This window comes from Myxococcus sp. CA051A, from assembly GCF_013336705.1.
In the GTDB taxonomy this organism is placed as follows: Bacteria; Myxococcota; Myxococcia; order Myxococcales; family Myxococcaceae; genus Myxococcus; species Myxococcus llanfairpwllgwyngyllgogerychwyrndrobwllllantysiliogogogochensis.
Genome location: NZ_JABUMS010000029.1, coordinates 23,381 through 42,925, shown reverse-complemented (window position 1 = coordinate 42,925; position 19,545 = coordinate 23,381). Strand labels below are relative to the sequence as shown.

The 19,545-nt window shown below is 69.9% G+C and carries 12 protein-coding genes; 7 read left to right on the top strand and 5 right to left on the bottom strand.

All coding sequences use genetic code 11. The annotated features are described in order from the left end of the window. Positions 1-7: 7 nt before the first annotated feature. Positions 8-4,084: a DUF6519 domain-containing protein gene (locus tag HUA74_RS42495; RefSeq protein ID WP_174459147.1), complete on the top strand. Its 4,077-nt coding sequence runs from the start codon at positions 8-10 to the stop codon at positions 4,082-4,084. A 123-nt stretch (positions 4,085-4,207) separates the two neighbouring features. Beyond that, on the top strand, positions 4,208-5,194 hold the full coding sequence (locus HUA74_RS42490) for a DUF2278 family protein (protein ID WP_141646209.1): 987 nt from the start codon (positions 4,208-4,210) through the stop codon (positions 5,192-5,194). Between the two features lie 50 nt (positions 5,195-5,244). Here HUA74_RS42490 and HUA74_RS42485 read toward each other — a convergent pair whose 3' ends face one another. The 3 genes from HUA74_RS42485 to HUA74_RS42475 all read right to left on the bottom strand — a co-directional run bounded on the left by HUA74_RS42485 (position 5,245) and on the right by HUA74_RS42475 (position 9,272). Beyond that, a complete protein-coding gene (locus tag HUA74_RS42485) occupies positions 5,245-6,612 on the bottom strand; it encodes a tail fiber domain-containing protein (RefSeq protein WP_174459146.1) in 1,368 nt (455 codons plus the stop codon). 110 nt (positions 6,613-6,722) lie between these two features. Further along, positions 6,723-7,442 (bottom strand): hypothetical protein, encoded by a 720-nt coding sequence (locus HUA74_RS42480; protein ID WP_174459145.1) that lies wholly within the window; start codon positions 7,440-7,442, stop codon positions 6,723-6,725. Between the two features lie 42 nt (positions 7,443-7,484). Further along, entirely contained in the window at positions 7,485-9,272 is a 1,788-nt protein-coding gene (locus HUA74_RS42475; RefSeq protein WP_174459144.1) for a HEAT repeat domain-containing protein, read from the bottom strand. A 290-nt stretch (positions 9,273-9,562) separates the two neighbouring features. Here HUA74_RS42475 and HUA74_RS42470 point away from each other — a divergent pair, with 290 nt between their 5' ends. The 4 genes from HUA74_RS42470 (at position 9,563) to HUA74_RS42455 (ending at position 14,878) form a co-directional block, all read left to right on the top strand. After that, positions 9,563-10,798, top strand: coding sequence for a GAF domain-containing sensor histidine kinase (locus HUA74_RS42470; protein WP_174459143.1), 1,236 nt, complete (start codon positions 9,563-9,565; stop codon positions 10,796-10,798). A gap of 66 nt (positions 10,799-10,864) precedes the next feature. Continuing rightward, complete coding sequence (locus HUA74_RS42465; protein ID WP_174459142.1) at positions 10,865-12,241, top strand: hypothetical protein; 1,377 nt, start codon at positions 10,865-10,867, stop codon at positions 12,239-12,241. 72 nt (positions 12,242-12,313) lie between these two features. Next, a complete protein-coding gene (locus tag HUA74_RS42460) occupies positions 12,314-13,156 on the top strand; it encodes a GIN domain-containing protein (protein ID WP_174459141.1) in 843 nt (280 codons plus the stop codon). Between the two features lie 138 nt (positions 13,157-13,294). Then, positions 13,295-14,878 (top strand): SDR family NAD(P)-dependent oxidoreductase, encoded by a 1,584-nt coding sequence (locus tag HUA74_RS42455; protein ID WP_174459140.1) that lies wholly within the window; start codon positions 13,295-13,297, stop codon positions 14,876-14,878. Between the two features lie 54 nt (positions 14,879-14,932). Here HUA74_RS42455 and HUA74_RS42450 read toward each other — a convergent pair whose 3' ends face one another. After that, positions 14,933-16,381, bottom strand: a complete 1,449-nt coding sequence (locus HUA74_RS42450; protein ID WP_174459139.1) for a chondroitinase-B domain-containing protein — start codon at positions 16,379-16,381, stop codon at positions 14,933-14,935. 797 nt (positions 16,382-17,178) lie between these two features. Between HUA74_RS42450 and HUA74_RS42445 the strand changes: the two genes are divergently transcribed. Next, positions 17,179-18,768: a DUF4215 domain-containing protein gene (locus HUA74_RS42445; protein ID WP_254625504.1), complete on the top strand. Its 1,590-nt coding sequence runs from the start codon at positions 17,179-17,181 to the stop codon at positions 18,766-18,768. Between the two features lie 88 nt (positions 18,769-18,856). Here the strand turns inward: HUA74_RS42445 and HUA74_RS42440 are convergent, their stop codons facing one another. Then, positions 18,857-19,444, bottom strand: coding sequence for a 2OG-Fe(II) oxygenase (locus HUA74_RS42440; RefSeq protein ID WP_141646446.1), 588 nt, complete (start codon positions 19,442-19,444; stop codon positions 18,857-18,859). Positions 19,445-19,545: the final 101 nt, after the last annotated feature.

Below are 19,545 nucleotides of genomic sequence, written 5' to 3'. Positions count from 1 at the left end.
AGACGCCATGAAGGGTGATTTCAGCCGGAACACCTTCCGGCCCGCGAAGCACTACTCCGGCGTGCGGATGCAGCAGGGCCGCGTCCAGCTCGACGCCGACTGGAACGAGCACGTCGACATCCAGCGGTATCTGGACGAGACGACCTGGCGGGACATCATCGGCTCCAGCGGCACGCCCCAGGAGCCGGGCACGCCCGCGGACCAGACAGGGTTCGCCGTCGTCCTGATAGAGGGGCAGTTGCTGGTCCGCCGCGGCCACTACTACGTAGACGGCATCCTCTGTGAGAACGAGCAGGAGCAGGCCCTGGGCGCGCAGCCGGACCTGCCCGGCGAGCCGCTGCCCGAGGTGAACGGGCGCTACCTGGCGTTCCTGGACGTGTGGCGGCGCCACGTCACCGCGCTGGAGGACTCGGAGCTGCGCGAGGTGGCGCTGGGCGGACCGGACACCGCCACGCGCACCCGCACGGTGTGGCAGGCGCGGCTGTATCCGCTGACGGGCGACCAGGCCTCCGGGCCGGTGGAGGCGGTGCCGTGCCACACCTTCGGCACCCCCGAGTGGACGCCCGCGGAGCTGACGAGCACCGGCACGCTGGCGGCGCGCGGCGAGCCCGAGCAGGTCAGCGACAACCCGTGCATCGTCGCGGCGGAGGCGGGCTACCGCCGCCTGGAGAACCAGCTCTATCGGGTGGAGGTCCACCGGGCCAACACGAGCGGCGGCCGGGCCACCTTCAAGTGGTCTCGCGACAACGGCATCCTCTACACCCGCGTCGAGTCGGTGGACGTCGACGACCGCCTCCTCGTGGTGGCCGAGCCGGGCAAGGACGGCTACCGGCGCTTCCAGCCGAACCAGTGGCTGGAGCTGACCAACGAGTCGCGCGTGCTGCGCGGCGAACCCGGCGAGCTGGTCCGGGTGGAGGCCGTCACGGGCAATCGCATCACCATCGACACGGCGACGTGGCCTGTCACCCTGCCCTCCGGCGCGCTCACGGTGCGCGGCTGGGACACGGTGGGCACCACGGGAACGGTGGAGGTCATTCCGGCCGCCGACCCGACCAGCCCTGACAGCGGCTGGATTCCGCTGGAGAGCGGCGTGCAGGTGCGCTTCACCGCGGGCCACTACCGCACGGGCGACTACTGGCTCATCCCCGCGCGCACGGTGACGCGCACCGTGCTCTGGCCGCGGCGCGCGGGCGTCCCGACGTTCGAGTCCGCACACGGCATCCGGCACCACTACTGCGCGCTCGCGGTGATGGAGCGCACGAACCTCGGCTGGACGGTGCATGACTGCCGCAAGCTGTTCGCCCCGCTCACCGAGCACAAGACGCTGGTGTACGCCGGAGGCGATGGCCAGGAGGTGATGCCCACGAGGGCGCCCGCTCCTCCGGCGCGGCTCGCGCGTCCGCTGCGCGCCGGAGTGTTCAACGGGCGGATTCCCGTGGAGGGCGCGCGCGTCCAGTTCAGTGTCGTCACGTCCGAGGGCAACGGCACGCTGGAGGACGTGAGCAGGCCGGCGAACACCGGCACCACCATCGTCGTCTACACCGACGTCAGCGGCATCGCCGAGGCCTGGTGGACGCCGCAAATCGACGGGTGGCAGACGGTGGACCACCCCCGGCACAGCCAGGTGGTGGAGGCGCGGCTGCTGGACCATGGCAACGAGGAGGTCCACGCGCCGCTGCGCTACAGCGCCAGCCTCAGCGTCGCCTCGAAGGTGGCGTATGCCCCGGACACGGCCCAGGAAATCCTCAACGAGACGCACACCGTCCAGGAGGCGCTCGACACGCTGAGCCGGCAGCTGGTGCTCACGTACGAAGGGGGCGACGGGCAGGAGGCCATGCCCGGTGAAGTGCTCCCGCGCCCGCTGCGGGTGGGCGTGGCCCGTCACCAGCGCCGCGCGGCGAACCAGACGGTGCGCTTCCGGGTGCTGGGCGACGCCCGGGGGGAGTACAACGGCGTGCGCCTCGCGGGCTCGGGCAACCCCTGGACGGAGAGCATCATCGTCCCCACCGACGCGGACGGCATCGCCCAGGTGGAGTGGCTGCCGAACCAGAACGACGCCACGCAACAGGTGGAGGCGCGGCTGCTCGTGGCGGACGGCGGCGGCAACCTCCGCGAGGTCCACCTTCCCCTGGTCTTCACCGCGCGCCTGAGCCTCGCCGACCGGGTCGCCTACCAGCCCGGAGGGTGCCAGACGCTGTTCAGCGCGGACACGGTGCAGGAGGCGCTGGACACGCTGTGCCGACAGCGCACGTTCCTGTACCTCGGTGGAGACGGTCAGCAGGCCCACTCAGGGGATGTGCTGCCCACGCCTCTCATCGTCGCGGTGATGACCGGAGAGAACCCGGTCGCCAACGCCATCGTCCACTTCCGCCTGGTCCAGCCCCAGGACGGAGCCCGCCTGCGCTCCCTGGACGGAGCGCTGGAGGGGCCGTCGTTGCTCATCCGCACCGACGCGCAAGGCATCGCGGCGGTGCGCTGGGTCATCTCCCGGGCGGAAGCCCAGCAGGTGACGGCGGTGCTCGTCGAGGACGCTCAGCAGCCGACCCGGCTTCCGCCCATCGTGTTCAGCGCACGCCCCGGCCTGGAAAGTGGTGAAGAGGCCTCCGTCCACGTGGCCCGGGTGGAGCTGGCCGCCAATCCCCAGTTCGTGCTGGAGAACGATGGGCTGCTCGGGTTCGACCCCTTCGGCCTCTTCCGTCAGGGGATTCGCATCATCTGCACGGAGGAGCTCGCGCCCTTTCTGGCTCCCTCGGGCGCGCCCCTGCCCCTGCCACCGCCGGTCGTCACCCTGTCACTGGATGTCGTCTATCCGTTGACGACCCCGGACGTGACCTACTGGACGCAGCAGATGGGCCGCGCTCCGGGCTTCGTGGGTCACCAGACCTTCCACATGAGGGGCGAGGCGCGCATCTTCGGCACCGACATCGTCTGGGTCCCCCTCCTGGAGTCCTACCGGTGGATGGACCTGCTGCGCTCGTACAACATCGACAACTTCGCCAACGCCCGGATGCTCGCGAAGCTGCGGGTCCAGGGCGGCTTCATCCACTCGCGCGATGGCTTCCGCGTCCTCGATGGCGAGGTGATTTCCCAGTCGCTCCAGCGGCGCTTCGCCATCGGCTATCCCAACCGGGGCGACGGCAGGCAGGGCGGCGACTTCGAGCTGTGGTTCTGGATTCAGTGCTTCACCGGCTCTCCGCCCAGCCCCTTCCCGGGCCAGGGTGGAAGCCAGGTGCTGCCCGCCTCCACCCCGGAGTCCCGCTTCACGTCGGGCCTGGAGCAGCCCTGGGGACTGGCGAGAGACGCGAAGCACCAGGAGCTGCTGGTGGCGGACACGAGCGCCAGCGCCGTGGTGCGCTTCAGTCTGGCGGAGCAGGAGGCGACTCGCACGGTGGGAACGCTGCGCGAGGGCGTGGAGCAGCCCACGGCGCTGGTGTTGGACCCGGCCCGCGACGAGCTCTACGTGGCCAACGGCGGCGGGGACTCGGTGGCCGTCTTCCGCCGCGATGACAAGGGCGAGTTCCAGTCCGCGCGTGTGCTCTCCGGAAGGAAGACGGGGCTGTCTGGCCCGCTGGGACTGGCGCTGGACGTGAAGCAACACCGCCTCTTCGTGGCGGGCTCCGGCAAGGCGCAGGTGACGGGGCTGACGGCGGCGAGCAAGACGGGCCGGGGAGCCTTCCTCTCCCTGTTCGACATGGCGGCGGAAGGCGACACGGCGCCGCTCGCCCGGTGGACGGGGGAGCAGCTCAAGCTCAACCGCGCCTCGGGCCTGGCGCTCGATGTCACCCACCAGGAGCTCTTCGTCGCGGACTACGGGGCGGACGCGGTGGCCGTGTACTCGGTGGAGGCGCTGCTCGCGGGCAAGGAGAACGTGAAGCCGCTGCGGCTGCTTCACGGCAAGGCCACGGAGCTGGACCAGCCGACGGGTGTCTCCCTGGATGCGGCGGGCGAGGAGCTGCGGGTGGCCAACGCCCGCTCGGGCACCATCACCGTGTATCGCCGTGATGCCCACGGCGACGCGGCGCCGCTGCGCACGGTGGAGGCCCCCGCGAAGCCTCACAAGGGGCCTCGCGCCGTGCTGCCGTAGCCCCCGCCGCAAGGAGCCCGGCGTCCAGGCGCGCCCGTGTCGGTCCGGGCTCCGTGCGGCCCTCGACACGGGCCGCGAGACATCCGGCGCGTGACGCCTCTTCCCCGGGAGGAGGAATCACGCATGCCGCTCAAGAACTACGGAGTGCTGAAGGGCTCCGCCATCGCGCGACGGCTGGGCTCTGGCCCCAGTCCCCACTATCAGGTCCGCCTCGTCGACCAGGACGCGGACCACCGCATCGCCATCAACGTCAGCTCCAAGCTGCCGCCGTCGGACCTGGAGTACCTGGTCGACGAGAACTTCCGGCATCCATCCACCGACGCCCTCAAGGCCCTGCCGCTCGGCTTCACGGCCCTGCCTGGAGGAGGTGGCGGACGCGCGCTCGACTACATCCGGGGCAACTTCTTCGACCGCTCGCTCATGAAGGCGCTGTCGCCCAACGTGCCGGGGCCGGACAACGACTTGAACGAGAAGCTGGACCACTTCTTCCAGCGCGCCATGGCGGACGAGCAGGCCACCGTCTACGCCTTCGGCGAGACGTGGGGACCGGAGAGCGCGAAGGACAAGTACTTCGGCTTCAGCCCCGGACGCGGCATCCACGACATCCACATGAACCAGGGCAACCACTCCTCCTTCGCGAGCCAGGATGGCGTGTGGCAGGACGGCGGTGTGCTCCTCCACTTCGCGGAGCCCGAGCAGTGGGTGGGCATCTTCCTCAAGTTCCAGTCCCAGGTCTGGCACACCGACGACCGCACGGGACATGCCCTCACCACGCCCGTGCCCGAACAGCATGACGGCCTGGTGCGCATCATCGCCGCGCTCGTCAACGACACCCACGCGCCCGAGCAGGAGACCGTCACCCTCCTCAACACGTCACCCGCACCGGTGTCCCTCTCCGGCTGGGTGCTCGCGGACCGGAAGAAACACCAGCAGACCTTGAGCGGAGACCTGGCCCCCGGCGCCACCCGCGTGCTGCGCGTCCAGAAGCCCGTGGAGCTCACCAACCAGGGCGGCTCCATCAACCTGCTCGATGCCCAGGGGCTGAAGGTGGACGGCGTCTCGTACGTGAAGGAGCAGGTCCGTCGCCCCGGTTGGACCGTCGTCTTCTGACACGACGGACATGTGACACGGGGGTTGCCGGTGGGCCCACTCCAACCCCATCAGCGGTCGCGAGACATCGCGGCCTTCAACTCGGCCACGCCGCGCTTCAGCTCCGCCAGCTCCGCCTTCAGTGCGTCGACCTCGGCGTCCCGCACGTGGAGTTCGTGGGTGCGTCGCTCCAGGGCCTGGATGGCGGCCATGTTGACGCCGTCGATGTCGAGCATGCCGATGCTGGTGTCATCGACTCCCAGTCCGAAGGCCGCCCGGAAGTCCTGCGCCACCGGCCCCAGGTGACGCACGCCCGAGGCCTCCTCCTTGTAGCGCCAGGTCTCCACGGGGAGCCGCGCCACCTTCGCCAGGAGCTGCTCTCCATCGACGCGGCGGAAGTCCTCCTTCTGGTGACGGTCCGACGTGCAGCTGAACACGCCGGAGCCCGCCGGCAGGTTGCAGCCCGTGGTCAACGTGGCGTTGGTCCGCAGAGCGACGCCGCCCGCCGCGCGCACCATGAACTGGTTCGCCCCGGTGTTGCTGACGAAGGCGGTGGTCGACTCGTCTCCCCAGATGAACGAGCCCGAGAAGCCGCCCGACGACGCCCGATGCCCCAGGGCCGTGCTGTAGTCCGCGTTGGCCGAGACGCGATATCCCACCGCGATGGAGCCCTGGCCCGTGGCGTTGTTGGTGAAGCCCATGGCCACGGAGCCGAAGCCACTCGCGATGGAGTTCGCGCCACTCGCGAAGCTCACGGTGCCAGGCGCCTCGTTCTTCGAGCCGAAGCACACCGCCCCCGTGCCGCTCGACAGGCACTGGTCACCGAAGGCGAAGCCGGCCAAGCCGCTCGCCCGGGTCTTCGTCCCACCCGCCCAGGAATAGAACCCCAGGTTGGCTTCATTCCATTCGTCCTCCGCGTAACCCGCGCGAAACGCGGCGCGAGCGGGGGACCACATCAGCCGCATCCCGGCGCCGCTCATCGGCACCGGGCCGCGGCCCAGCTCACCCCGCGCCAGCAACCCGCCCGACGAGTCCACGGAGAAGAGGGGAAGCGCGTCCCAGACGGGCGCGCTCGCGCTCGTGTTCGTGACGCGCAGGAGCGGCACGGGCGTCAGGACCTCCGCCGCCCCATTGACGAACAGGCCGGACTTCGCGCTGGCCGCGCCCGACAGGGACAGCGACGCGTCCTGGGCCTGCGTCCCGTTCTGGATGTAGCTCCCATGGCCTGGAAGGGGCGTGCGTGCGTCGACGAGCCGGGGGTCATTGCCCTCCACCACCGTGCCAGGGCCCGAGCCGTACGCGACGCTGACGACGCTGTCGTCATCCAGCCGAAGCCCCGAGCCCACCTCCCAGCTCTGGGCAGGAGGCCCCTCGGAGCTACACCCCACGGCACCCAAGGACAGACACCCCAGCGCGGCGAACAGCGACCTGGTCTTCATGTGGTCTCCCGGTTTCCGATGGCCTGCGGCGGGAGAACGGGGTCGCGTTCAAGTCTTCGGGGGTGGGGTCATTTTTCCACCAGGGGGCGACCCGCTGCGCACCGTGCGGGTCAGCGCGCGGGCGGAACGCAGCGGTTCTGGGAATACGGCGGCTGGAGCGCGCACCAGGAGGGCCGTCCCGAGGAGGCCCAGGAGAGGACGAGTGCCGGCGGTCCCCCCTCATCGAGGGGCCCGGGCCAGGTCTCCACGAGCTGGAGTCCCTCGCGCTCGCTCCAGCGGTAGAGCTCCGGCGGGTCCTCCCGCTTCTCGCCCTCCAACGCGAAGGCCAGCGTGTGAGCGGGCCCGCACAGGACGCGGGGCACGGGGCGCAGGCCCTTATGGACCACGGCCCGGCGGACCTCCGTGTCGCTCTCGAACCACACCAGCTCCAGGGTGGTGCCCTTGTAGCCCTCCGTCACGCCAAAGTTCGCCAGGGCATACGTGACGATCAGCGCCGAGTCACCACACCACTCCTGCGCCGAGGCGAAGACGGGGAAGCGGCTGAGACTCTCTCCGGACCGGGTGTCGACGAGGACGGCCGTACCGTTTCGCAGGCTCACCAGCGCGCGTGTCTGGGAGGGACTCGCGGAGACGGAGTTCACCTCCGTGATGCGCACCTTCCCCACCGCCATGACGGAGTCCGTCCGGCAGGAGTTGTTCTCCCAGTCGAGCGCCTCGCAGCTCCGCACATGGGTGACGACCGCGGAGCCCACGGTTTCGCTGCGCACGGATTCGGTGCATCGGCACGCGGAAGCCAGCAGGAGGACGAGCACGAGAGTCGCGTGGCGCATGAAGCCTCGGAGACGAAGGACGGGGCGGGCAACGCGGTGACTCTAGCGGACGTCGAAGCAATAGAAGACCCGGGGTTGGCCGGTGCCGGTGAGCACGTCGGTATGCAGCTCCAGCCGGTAGCAGGGCTGGTCGCCTTGCTCCGGAGTCGGCCAGGTCGTGCGCTCCACCTGGAACGCGGTCAGCAAGTCTGGCGCCCCCTCGCGTCGCAGGCGCAGGTGGCCGACATCGACGGAGTAGTCATGGACCTGGACGTGCTCATCCAGGTCGATGCTCTCCAGCGCCCCTTCCCGGTAGAACACCAGGCGGTCCGAGACGGGGTACCAGTCAGGGTCTCTCAGCCACGTGGCGAAGGCCACCCCCTGCCCCGCCGGGTCATATAGCTCGCGCTCCGGAGGTGACTCTTCATCGCCACCCGTGCGCGCCCGCTCCAGACGTGAGAGCGCCAGTCGGACCTCCGCCCGGACATCGCGGCGCGGCTCCGAGCCCTCCAGCGCGGACAACACGGGATGGGCCTCCACCGCCAGCCGTCGCCCCAGCGAGCGCGCCGCCTTCAACCGGACCTCGGGCTCCGGGTCCGAGAGCGCCTTCACCAGGGCCCGCTCCGCGACCTCTCCCGCCCTGTCCGCGAGCACCCGTGCCGCGGCCGTGCGGACCCTCGGGTCCACGTCGCGGGTGAGGGCCAGGGACAGGTCCTCGTCCGCCTCGGGGGCCGCGCCCGTGAGCGCGAGCACGGCCTGGGAACGCACCTGCCAGTCCGGGTCGGCACGCAACAGTCCCCGCAGCGGGGCGAGCGCCCGCGCCAGTCCGACGACGCGAGGCCACGCCACCACCGCCGCCTCACGCACGGGCGCGGACGTGTCCCCGAGCGCCTCCTGGATGACCGGCTCCACCTCGCCTCCGCCCAGACGCCCGAGCGCGGTGACGAGCGCGGCGCGCTCCTCCGCGTCGGAGGCGCGGCGGGCTTCGTCGACCAGCCGGGAGGTCGCCGCGCCGCAGCCGAGCTGGCCGAGCGCGAGAATGGCCAATTCGCGCAGCGGGGGAAGCGGATCATCCAGCAGGCGCACCAGCTGCTCGCAGCCCTCCGAGGTTCCCCGGCGGAGCAGCGCGTGGACCGTCCGCATCCGCACCGTGGGCGAGACATCCGCGAGCAGCGGCAGCAGCGGCGTGGTGGGAAGGGAGGCGCGCGGGGTGAGGGCCTCGACGGCCGACAGGCGCACCTGCTCATCCACGTCCTGGAGCGCCTCCACGAGCACGCGGTCCGCGGAAGGGTCCTCCACCGTGGCCATCGCCGCGACCGCAGCGGCCCGGACGGAGGGCGCCGCGTCCACGAGCCCCTGCCGCGCCAGGGCCAGCCAGGTGTGTGCCTCCTGTTCTCTGGCGACATCGAGCATGTTCAGCCGCTCCGACTCCGTCGCGGAACCGAAGCGCGCGCCCAGCAGCGCTCCCGTTTCGGAGACGTCGAGTCGCGCCAGTGCCTCCATGGCCTGTCGTTGCACCGCGCTGTCCGCATCCGCCAGCGCGGTGACCAGGTGACTCCAGGCCACCTGTCGTGGCGCCAGGGCCAGTCCCCGCGCCGCCATCGCCCGGACGCGCGCGGAGGAATCGCCCATCGCCGAGAGCAGGAGGTCTTGCGCTCCGCGCGCATCCAGTCCCTGCATCGCGAGCAGCGCCAGGACCTTCTCCCGCTCCTGTCCCCCCGCGAGGGCCTCACGAGCCGCGTCGACCAGGTCCGCCCGCGCACGCAGCCGCGCGACACCTTCACCAGTGCCCTCGCTCGTCGTCCCGGCCAGTTGGCGCAGCAGCTCCGACGTCGACGGGGACTCACGCATGGCCGCCCCCTGGAGGTGTTCGCACTCGTGCCATCTGCCCCCCCTGGCTCCGTGCCGACAGCGCGGGATTCTACTCGCTCGCTCCCTGGGCGGGCCTCCGGGGTTGCCTCGCCCCGCGCCAAATCCGCCCCCAGGGCACGGAACTCCACACTTCGCCCGCAAGCCCCTCCGCCGCGCCAGCACCCCGGCAAGCGCCGCGTGGCCCGCACGCGAGCGCTCGGGGCCCCGAGGCCATCAGAAGGGCATCAAGGGGTGAAATGATGAGCGACCAGGCCACTGTTCCAGCTCCCATGGCCGCCTTTGAAAGCGCACCAGCCCGCCCGCCGCCGGTCGACTCCGCGGCCCTTCCCGTCGGCTTCACCGCGGACGTCCAGGCCATCGCGCGCATCGACGCCGTGAAGACGGTGCTGCGGGTGCTCTTGCAGACCACGGGGCTGCGGCTGGCCGTCGTCGCCCGCGTCACCGCCCAGGAGTGGCGGTGTTGCGCCGTGCTGGACGAGATGAACTTCGGCCTCAATCCGGGCGACACGCTGGCCATCACGACGACCTTCTGCAACTCGGTCCGCGTGTCGGCGACACCACTGCTCGTCAATCACGCGAGCGAGGACCCCCGCTTCGCCAACCACCCCGCGCCCAAGCTCTACGGCGTGGAGAGTTACATCGCCGTGCCCGTGTACCGCAGGGACGGCTCCTTCTTCGGCGTCATGTGCGCGCTGGACGCCAACCCGGCCCTGCTCACCGAAGACAAGCTCGAGGTCTTCCGTCACCTCGGGGAGCTCATCGGCCATCAGCTCGAGAACCAGGACGAGTTGGAGCGCAGGGACGCGCAGCTCTTCAGCGCGAAGGAAGCAGCCGTCCTGCGCGAGCAACTGATTGGCATCGTCAGCCATGACCTCCGCAATCCGCTCAACGCCATCCTCCTCTCCGCGTCCACGCTGGTGCGACGCACGGACCTGGACGAGCGGGCGCGCAAGGCCATCCGCCGCATCGTGGACTCGGCGGACCGCGCACAGCGACTCATCCTGGACCTGCTCGACTTCACCCAGGCGCGAATGGGTCAGGTGATGCCCGTCAAGCGCCAGGTCATGGACCTACATGAGCTGACCCAGCAGGCGGTGGACGAGGTGCGGGCCGTCATGCCGGAGCGGGTGCTAGAGGTCGAGACGCGCGGCGATGGACAGGGCGCCCTGGACTCGGACCGCATCGCCCAGGTGATTCACAACCTGCTCTCCAACGCCGTGCAGTACAGCCCGCCGAACGCCCGCATCCAGGTGCTGAGCGAGGGCAGCCCCCTGGAGCTGGTGCTTCGGGTGAACAACGCCGGACCGCCGATTCCCAGGGACGTGATTCCCACCCTCTTCGAGCCCATGCGACGTGGCACGGAGGCTGGAGTGGAGCGGCGCAGCGTCGGCCTGGGCCTCTTCATCGTGGACCAGATTGCCCGGGCGCATGGAGGCCGCATCGAGGTGACCTCCACCCTGGCGGGCGGAACGACCTTCAGCATCCACCTGCCGCGTTGCGGCTGACCGCCCCGCCCTCGCGGCGAACGCAAAGGGGATTCGGCTCCAGGCGCGTGGGGTATAAGGCGCGCAATGGAGTCCACGCCGTCGCTCCCCCAGCTCCCTCTCGCTGACCCCTGGCGGCTCCCCGTCTTCTGCCTGGCGGCGGCCTCGGTGCTCGCGCTGACGCTCCAGCTCACCAATGGCACGCTCCGCGAGGACTCGATTCAAGGCCTCACGAAGTGCCTGGGCCTGAGCCTGCTGGCGGTGGTCGGCCCGGGCTTTCGTCGTCCCTGGCGGTGGGCGGAGCCGGTGCTCGCGTTGCTCCTGGGAGTGGCGCTGCTGTGGCAGCTCCAGGCCCTGCTCTCGGACTACCCTTCGTCCGCGCTGCGGCTCAACGGCCCCTGGCCCTTTGCGCCCTTCCATGCGCACCTGGCCACCGCGGCGCTCGTGTCGGGTGCGCTCCTGGCGGGGCCGGAGCGACTGCGGCAGGTGGGCGTGCCCGTGCTGCTGGGGGTGTATCTGCTGCTTGGGGGATGGATTCTCCGGCATGCCCCGTCGCCGAACATCGACGTCTTCGTGTTCCAGCTCCAGGGCGCGGACGAGCTGCTGCGCGGCGGCAATCCGTTCGCGATGACGTTCCCCAACATCTACGGGCATACGCTCTGGTACGGAGAGGGACTGGCGAGGGACGGGCGTCTGCTGTTCGGCTTTCCCTATCCTCCCTTGAGCCTGGTGTTCGCCACGCTCGGCCGCGTGCTGGCGGGCGACCCGCGCTACGCGCAGCTGGTGGCCACGGCGGTGGCGGCGGGCTTGATGGCGTATGCGCGTGGGGGACGGCTGGGCGCGGGAGCCGCCGCGCTCTACTTGCTCACGCCGCGCGGCTTCTTCGTGCTGGAGCAGTCCTGGACGGAGCCGTTCCTGGTGATGCTGCTGTCGGCGAGCGTCTTCTGTGCCTTCCGCTTTCCTCGGGCCCTCCCCTACGTCTTCGGGCTGACGCTCGCCGTGAAGCAGCACACGGTGTTCCTCGTGCCGCTGGCCTTCCTGCTGGTTCCCGAGCCCCGGCGGCTCTGGGGCCTGCTCTGGCGCGCGGGAGCCACCGCGCTGGCCGTGAGCCTTCCGTTCGCGCTTCCGGACGTGAAGGCGTTCTTCCACAGCGTGGTGGCGCTGCACATCCACCAGCCGTTTCGCACGGAGTCGCTGAGCTACCTGGCCGCGTGGGTGGCCCGGGGCCATGCGCCTCCGCCCATCTGGATACCGTTCGTCGCGGTGGCCCTGGTGCTGGGCCTGAGTCTGTGGCGTGCGCCCCGGTCGCCGTCGGGCTTCGCCGCCGCCACGGCCCTCACCTACGCCACCTTCTTCGCCTTCAACAAACAAGCGTTCTGCAACTACTACTACTTCGTCGTGGCGGCGCTGTGCCTGGCGGTGGCCTCGGCACGACTGCCCTCACCCCAGGTCCGGGTCGAGTGACAGTTTCCGGAGCCCCCGGTGTTCCAGGGACAGCGCGCCTGGACTGCGCGCCCCCTTCACTGGAGGCAGGACATGTGGAAGCGCGTGGCGGCGGGTGTACTCACGGCGTGGTGGCTCGCGGGCTGCAGTGACTTCGACGTACACGGCAACGGAGACACCGTCACGGAGGAGCGCCAGGTGGAGGCGTTCCAGTCGGTGACCCATGAAGGGAACCTGGACGTGGTGGTGCGCGAAGGGGAGACAGCCACGCTCAAGGTGACACTGGACTCGAACCTCCAGGACAACGTGCGCACCTTCAAGGGCCCGGATGCGTCCCTCTTCATCGTGACGGACGGCAACCTCCACCCCAAGGGCACCGCGCGGGTGGAAATCACGGTGCCACGGCTGGTGGGCGCGACGCTGGAAGGCTCCGGCTCGATGACGGTGGAGGGCTTCATCGGCCAGACCGAGGAGCACGTGCGGTTGGAGTCGACGGGCTCGGGCGGCCTGCGCTACTGCGGCGGAGCCCGCACGGTGGAGGCGAAGGTGGAGGGCTCCGGCCGGGTGGTGATGTGCATGCCGGACTCGGTGCTCGTGGAGCGGGCGGACTTCTCCCTGTCCGGTTCCGGCGAGCTGAGCTGGACGGGCGCCGCGAGCGACGTGCATGTCGCCAGCGAGGGCTCCGGCCGGGTGAAACTGAAGGGCACCAGTTCGCGGCTGAGCGTGCGGATGGAAGGCAGTGGTGACCTGGAAGCCCGCGAGCTGCGCGCGGTGGACCTGGACCTGGTCTCCGAGGGCTCCGGCGATGCGAGCGCCACCGTCGAGGGCGGCACCGTGAATGTCTCGCTGGACGCGTCGGGCGACGTGGACCTGTGGGGCGACGCCTCCGTGCGCTCCATCCGCGTGAATGGCAGCGGCAGGGTCAACTGGCACTGACCGACGTTGGGTCGCGGGCGGGCCGGCCCAGGGCGGGGGCCCTCCCCCCCCGGACAGCACGGCCGCCTCCCCTCCTACCGAGCCCTCCGCCACCACCGGCCTTTCTTCGCGGGCGCCTCCGGGATATTCACCGCGGGAATGAAGGACGCAGAGACCTCGTCGCCCGCACTCCCCGCTGATACCGACCTCACGTCGCCCTCCTCGCTCTCGTTGGAGGACGTCCGTCGATGCACCCGCCTCCTCGAGGCCGCGGCGGAGGACCGCATCCTGCTCACTCGGCTCCCCGAGGAGGACAAGCTCGCCCTCCTGGTCGCCGCTGGCCGCCTGGTGCACCCGGACCGTGGGGCGAAGACGCGGCTGGAGAAGGCCCTGCGGCGGGAGCGCCGGCAGGAGAAGGAGACCAAGGACCGCGAGGTCCGGGCGTCCACCCGCATCCGGCTGATGCGCCGGGCGCCCGTCTTCAACATGCCCATGCTGCCGCCCCCGCCCGAGGAGAACCCGGGGCAGCTGCTGGAGACGCCGCGCAAGTGCTACGTGTGCAAGGCGGAGTTCCGTCAGCTGCACTTCTTCTACGACTCCATGTGCCTGGAGTGCGCGCACTTCAACTACGCCAAGCGGACCCAGCGCGCCTCCCTGGACGGAAAGGTCGCGCTCATCACCGGCGCGCGCGTGAAGATTGGCTTCCAGGCCTCGCTGATGCTGCTGCGCTCGGGCGCCACCGTCATCGCCACCACGCGCTTCCCCCAGGACGCGGCGCGGCGCTACGTGCTGGAGCCTGACTTCGCGGACTGGTCCCACCGGCTGCACATCCACGGGTTGGACTTGCGCCACGCGCCCAGCGTGGAGCTGTTCGCCACGTACGTGGAGCAGACGCACCAGCGGCTGGACATCATCATCAACAACGCGGCGCAGACGGTCCGCCGTCCTCCGGGCTTCTACGCGCACCTGCTCGAGGGCGAGCAGCTCCGCCTGGAGCAGCTGCCGGAGGCCGCGCGTCCGCTGCTCGCGGGACACCGGGCCTGCATCGAGACCGTGACGCCCATGCTCGGCACCGGCGGCACGGTGGACGCCTCCTCGCTCACGACGACCTGGCGCAGCAGCGACCCGGCGCTGGGCATCCACTCGTCCGCCGCGCTGTCGCTCCTGCCCTACGCGATGGAGCAGGAGGGGGACACGCGCGCCCTCTTCCCCCAGGGCCGGCTGGACGCGGATGAGCAGCAGGTGGACCTGCGCAACATGAACTCGTGGCGGATGAAGCTGGCGGACGTGCCGACGGCGGAGATGCTGGAGGTCCACCTGATCAACGCGGTGGCGCCCTTCATCCTCTGCGGCAAGCTCAAGCCGCTGATGATGCGCGACCGCTCCTCGGCGGGCCACATCGTCAACGTGTCGGCGATGGAGGGCAGCTTCTCGCGCGGGACGAAGACGGACCGGCACCCCCACACCAACATGGCGAAGGCCGCGCTGAACATGATGACGCTGACGTCCGCGGCGGACTACGCCAAGGACCGCATCTACATGAACGCGGTGGACACGGGCTGGGTCACCGACGAGGACCCGGTGTTGTTCTCGGAGCGCAAGGTGGTGGACCTCGACTTCCAGCCGCCCCTGGACATCATCGACGGCGCGGCCCGCATCGTGGACCCGGTCATCTTCTCGGAGAACACCGGCCAGTTCTCGTGGGGCAACTTCTTCAAGGACTACCGCCACACCGCGTGGTGAGCACGTCCCCGCGTCGCGCGGGCCCCTGACGGGAAAGCCAGGGGCCCACCGCGTTCACTCGCGGCGGAAGCGGCGGCGCAGGCTCAGCGGCACCAGCAGCGCGAGGAGCAGGGGCCACAGGCCCGGACTGGCGCTGCATCCACCGTCGTCCCCAGGCGCGTCCTTGTCCGGCCCCGGACCCGCGTCCGAAGAGCCCGCATCCGAAGGCCCCGCGTCCGCGGTGCCGCTCCCCGAATCCGGCTGGCCCGAGCCCGCGTCGGGAGTTCCGGAACCGGCGTCGGGCTCACCTGTGCCCGGCTCGCAGTTGCCCAGCGAATGCTCCAGCGCGCCCAGCGTGTACGCCCCGGTGGAGGGCCGAGGACGCCCGCAGAAGTCCTCGCTGACGAGGGCATTGGGGGCGGCGGCGCCGACGAGCTGGGACACGGAGCCCTTGAGCGTCAAGTCGCCCTGGAGGGGCGCGGCATACCAGGACGTCCAGGTGGCGGTGGCCACGTTCATCAAGTTCGTGCCCGCCGTGAAGCTGCCGGTGTCGCGGCCCCGGATGACGGACGACAACACGTTGCCGTGGGCCTCGCCGGTGGAGGACGCGAAGCGGAAGTCCACGCCCGTCGTGCCGATGAAGGTGTTGAACAGCACCTTCGTGCGCGTTGCCCGGTTCAGGTAGACGGCGACATCCGAGCAGTTCGCGACGATGTTGTTTCGCAGGACGCCATCCGAGTGCTCGGGGTCACACGGCACGTTCGCATCGAAGGCTGGCGCACAGAACGCTGCCCCCGTTCCGCCGCCGCCGAAGGACAGGCCAATCCGGGTGTCCGAGGCCGGCAGGTCCCTGGCGCAGACGACGCGGTTGCGCTCGAAGAGGCCGCGCTTGCCACCGCTCTTCATGAAGGCGCCGTAGGAGATGCCGCCCTGCTTGGAGAAGTCGTGCAGCTCGTTGTCGCGGACCACCCAGTCGTCGCCCGTGTCGATGTTGAGCTTGGTGACGGGAGTCGACGTCGCGCGCGGGCGCGTGTCGTAGATGTCGTTGTGCTCGATGAGCCCTCGGTGGGGCATCTCGAAGACACCCTCGGTGTTCTTCGTCGCGTTGGCCTTGAGCTGCGCGTTGAAGTCGCGCACCCGGCTGTGGCGCAACACGAAGCCCTCCGCGTGGCCTGTGACGTGGAAGGCGTGTTCGCAGTCTGGGTCTCGCGCGCAGATGCCCTCGATGGTGAGCCCGTCGAAGACCCAGGAGCGACCCGACACCTTGAAGCCCTCCACGGCGTTGAAGCGGATGAGGGCCGCATGGCGATTCGCGGCGCGCACGGTGATGGGCTGGGCCTCGGTGCCCTCCGCCTTGCAGTCCAGGTTCGCGTTCACGGTGTAGGTGCCATCGGCGAGCACGATGTCGTCACCGGCCTTCGCCGATGCGAGTGCGGCTTGCAGCTCCGCCACGGTGGAGACGTTCTTCACGGCGGCGGCGCCAGTCAGGGGCAGCAGGAGCAGGACCAGGGAGGAGGGTCGCATGGGGACTCCAATCACGGGGGTCTGCGACCCTAGCGGATATCTCCCTCCGTGGGTCCGGGGCTACACCCGGGGGCGGGCGGCCCATGGTCTGTCGATGGGGTGGCACCTGTCACCATGGTACAAATCTCAAGCATTCCTGAACGTCCGAAGCGCGGGGGACAACACCCGATGATGTCAGCGGTTCCGGGCATCATGCTGCGCCCAGGCGGGCCATCGCCGAGCGACAACATCTGGAGTCAGTCACCCTCCAAGTTCCGCCTCAACCCTCACTTCCTTCTCTCATCCCTATGCCGATTCCTCGTGTTCATTCGCGGTCGCTGAGCGCATTGCTCGCCACCCTGTTCCTTGTCTTGTCCGCGTGCGGCGGAGATGACTCTCCCAACACGGATGCCGGTACCCGGCCCCCCGATGCGTCCATCCCAGACAGCGGTGGCGACGCGGGCCCGCCCGACGGCGGAGAGGACTCCGGCACGCCCGGCAACGAGGAGGACTCAGGCACCCACACGGGTACCGACGGAGGGCCGGGCCCCCAGCCAGAGCAAGACGCGGGACCGACCCCAGGGACCGACGCCGGACCGACACCGGAGACCGACGCCGGACCGACACCAGAGACAGACGCGGGACCGACACCAGAGACAGACGCCGGACCGACACCGCAGACAGACGCCGGACCGACACCGCAGACAGACGCCGGACCGACACCGGAGCCGGATGCGGGGCCACTCGACGGGGGACCGGCACCGGAGCCGGACGCGGGGCCGCTTGACGGGGGACCTGCCCCTGAACCCGACGCCGGAATGAGCATCTGTGGCGATGGCAATCGCCACCTCCCAGAGGCCTGTGACGACGGCAACACGGTGAGCGGCGACGGCTGCTCCGCGAGCTGCGCCGAGGTCGAACCCGGCTGGGTGTGCGAGCAGGCCGGCCAACCATGTGTCCTGATTCCCGTGTGTGGCGACGGCCAGGTGGATGGCCAGGAAGTCTGCGACGACGGCAACACGACGAGCAACGACGGCTGCGACACGACCTGTGCCGTGGAGACCGGCTGGAGCTGCCCGGCGAACGGCGGGGCCTGCGGCGCGGAGGCGTGCGGCGACGGCATCCGCGCCGGACACGAGGAGTGCGACGACGGCAACACCGCCTCCGCGGACGGCTGTAACGGCTCGTGCCGTCTGGAGTCCGGTTACAAGTGCCCCATTGTCGGCCAGCCGTGCAGCCGCACCACCTGCGGCGACCAGGTGACCGAAGGGACCGAGCAGTGCGACGACGGCAACAACGACACCGGCGACGGTTGCTCCCCGCTCTGCATGAGGGAGCCTCTCTGCACCAACGGCGTCTGTGAGTCCGTTTGCGGCGACGGAGTGCTGCTGCCGAACGACACGACCGAGGAATGCGACGACGGCAACACGCGCGCCCATGATGGCTGCTCGTCGTCGTGTGAGCTCGAACCCGGCTTCCAATGCGTCATCACCATCGAGTCACCTCCCGCCCAGGTGGCCCTCCCCATCGTCTACCGCGACTTCCGGGGCTACGACCTGCCGGCCTCCAGTTCCCTGCCGAGGGGACACATCGACTTCGAGAACAAGAACGGCGCGGAGACCGGCATCGTGAAGAACACCCTGGATGCGAACGGCAAGCCCGCGTACGCGAAGGAGGGCCAGTCCTCCCTCACGACGCACGGAGCCGCGGCTTTCGCCCAGTGGTTCCGCGACACGGCGTTCGTCAACAAGCCCGAGGTCGGGACGCTCATCCTCCACCGGCAGCCGAATGGCTCGTACATCTTCGACAATCAGAGCTTCTTCCCACTGGACAACCTGGGCTGGGTCGCCTCCGGGCAGGAGCCCTTGCGCGGCGACAACGGCAACCCCGCCCGGCCGCGCAACTTCAGCTTCACCAGCGAGACGCGCTACTGGTTCGAATACAAGGGCACCGAGGTCCTCGATTTCCGAGGCGATGACGATGTCTGGGTGTTCATCAATCGCATCCTCGCCCTCGACATGGGCGGGGTACACGGCGCGATGAGTGGCAACGTCAGCCTGTCGAACCAGGCCACGCGGCTCGGGCTCACACCAGGCGGTATCTACGAGGTCGCGGTGTTCCAGGCGGAGCGCCACACCACCGCGTCCTCGTACCGACTCACCCTCCACGACTTCACCACCCGGCGCACCGAGTGCAGCGCGCTCTGCGGCAACTTCATCGTCGATGAAGGGGAGCAGTGCGACGACGGCACGAACAATGGGGGCTACGGCGAATGCGCGCCGGGCTGCGTGCTGGGGCCTCGCTGCGGAGACCACGTCGTTCAATTCACCTCCGGCGAGGAGTGCGACGACGGCAACGGCCAGAACAACGACGGCTGCAGCGCCACCTGTAAAATCGAGATTCACTGAGCCCTGAAGGAACGGGCTCCGGGGACCTCTTGCTCCGGAGCCCGTGGCACCTCGCGCGGAGGGCCAGGCACCGCGGGTCAGCGCCGGCTCACGAGCGGATGCGCCGGTACATCAGGTCCGTCCGCAGCGCGTACTTGCGGCCCGCGGTGACCTCCGCCCCTTCGTGAAGCAGGTGGTGGTTGAAGAGCAGCGCGGTGCCCGTACGCGGCGTCACGGAGCGGTCGAGCGAGAGGAAGTTCGTCGCGCCACCGTGGGTGCAGTCGTTCAGGTACACCATGAAGGTGAGCAGGCTTCGCTCGTCACGGTCGCGAACGAAGGCCCCGTCGAAGTGCGGGGCGAAGTACTGCCCCGCATCGTAGCGGTAGCACCGAAGCCGCTCGTTCGTGCCAGAGAGCTCCCACTGACGCTCCAGCCGGCGCGGGACGTGCGGCGAGATGCGCTGGAACAACAGGTCCGCCAGCTCGTAGTCGTCGAACATCACGCGGGTGTTGTTGCGGATGTCGGGACGCATCACGAAGCCCGAGGAGGTGGTGATGGGCGCCGCCGTCGGGCCCGCCTCCTCGATTCGCTCCACCAGCGCCCGGCACTCGTCGTCGGTGAGCAGGTCATCCACGGTGATGACCAGCGGGTTGCGAGCATCCAGCTCGCCATCGGGGTCGGGGAGCAGTGGCGTCATGGGCCCCCATAATTCAGCCCCCTCGAAATGTAAATCACCCCTCCCCCGGCACGGCCTCGGCGAAGACGCGGCTCGCGGAGGAGGCACGGAGCAGGCTCGCC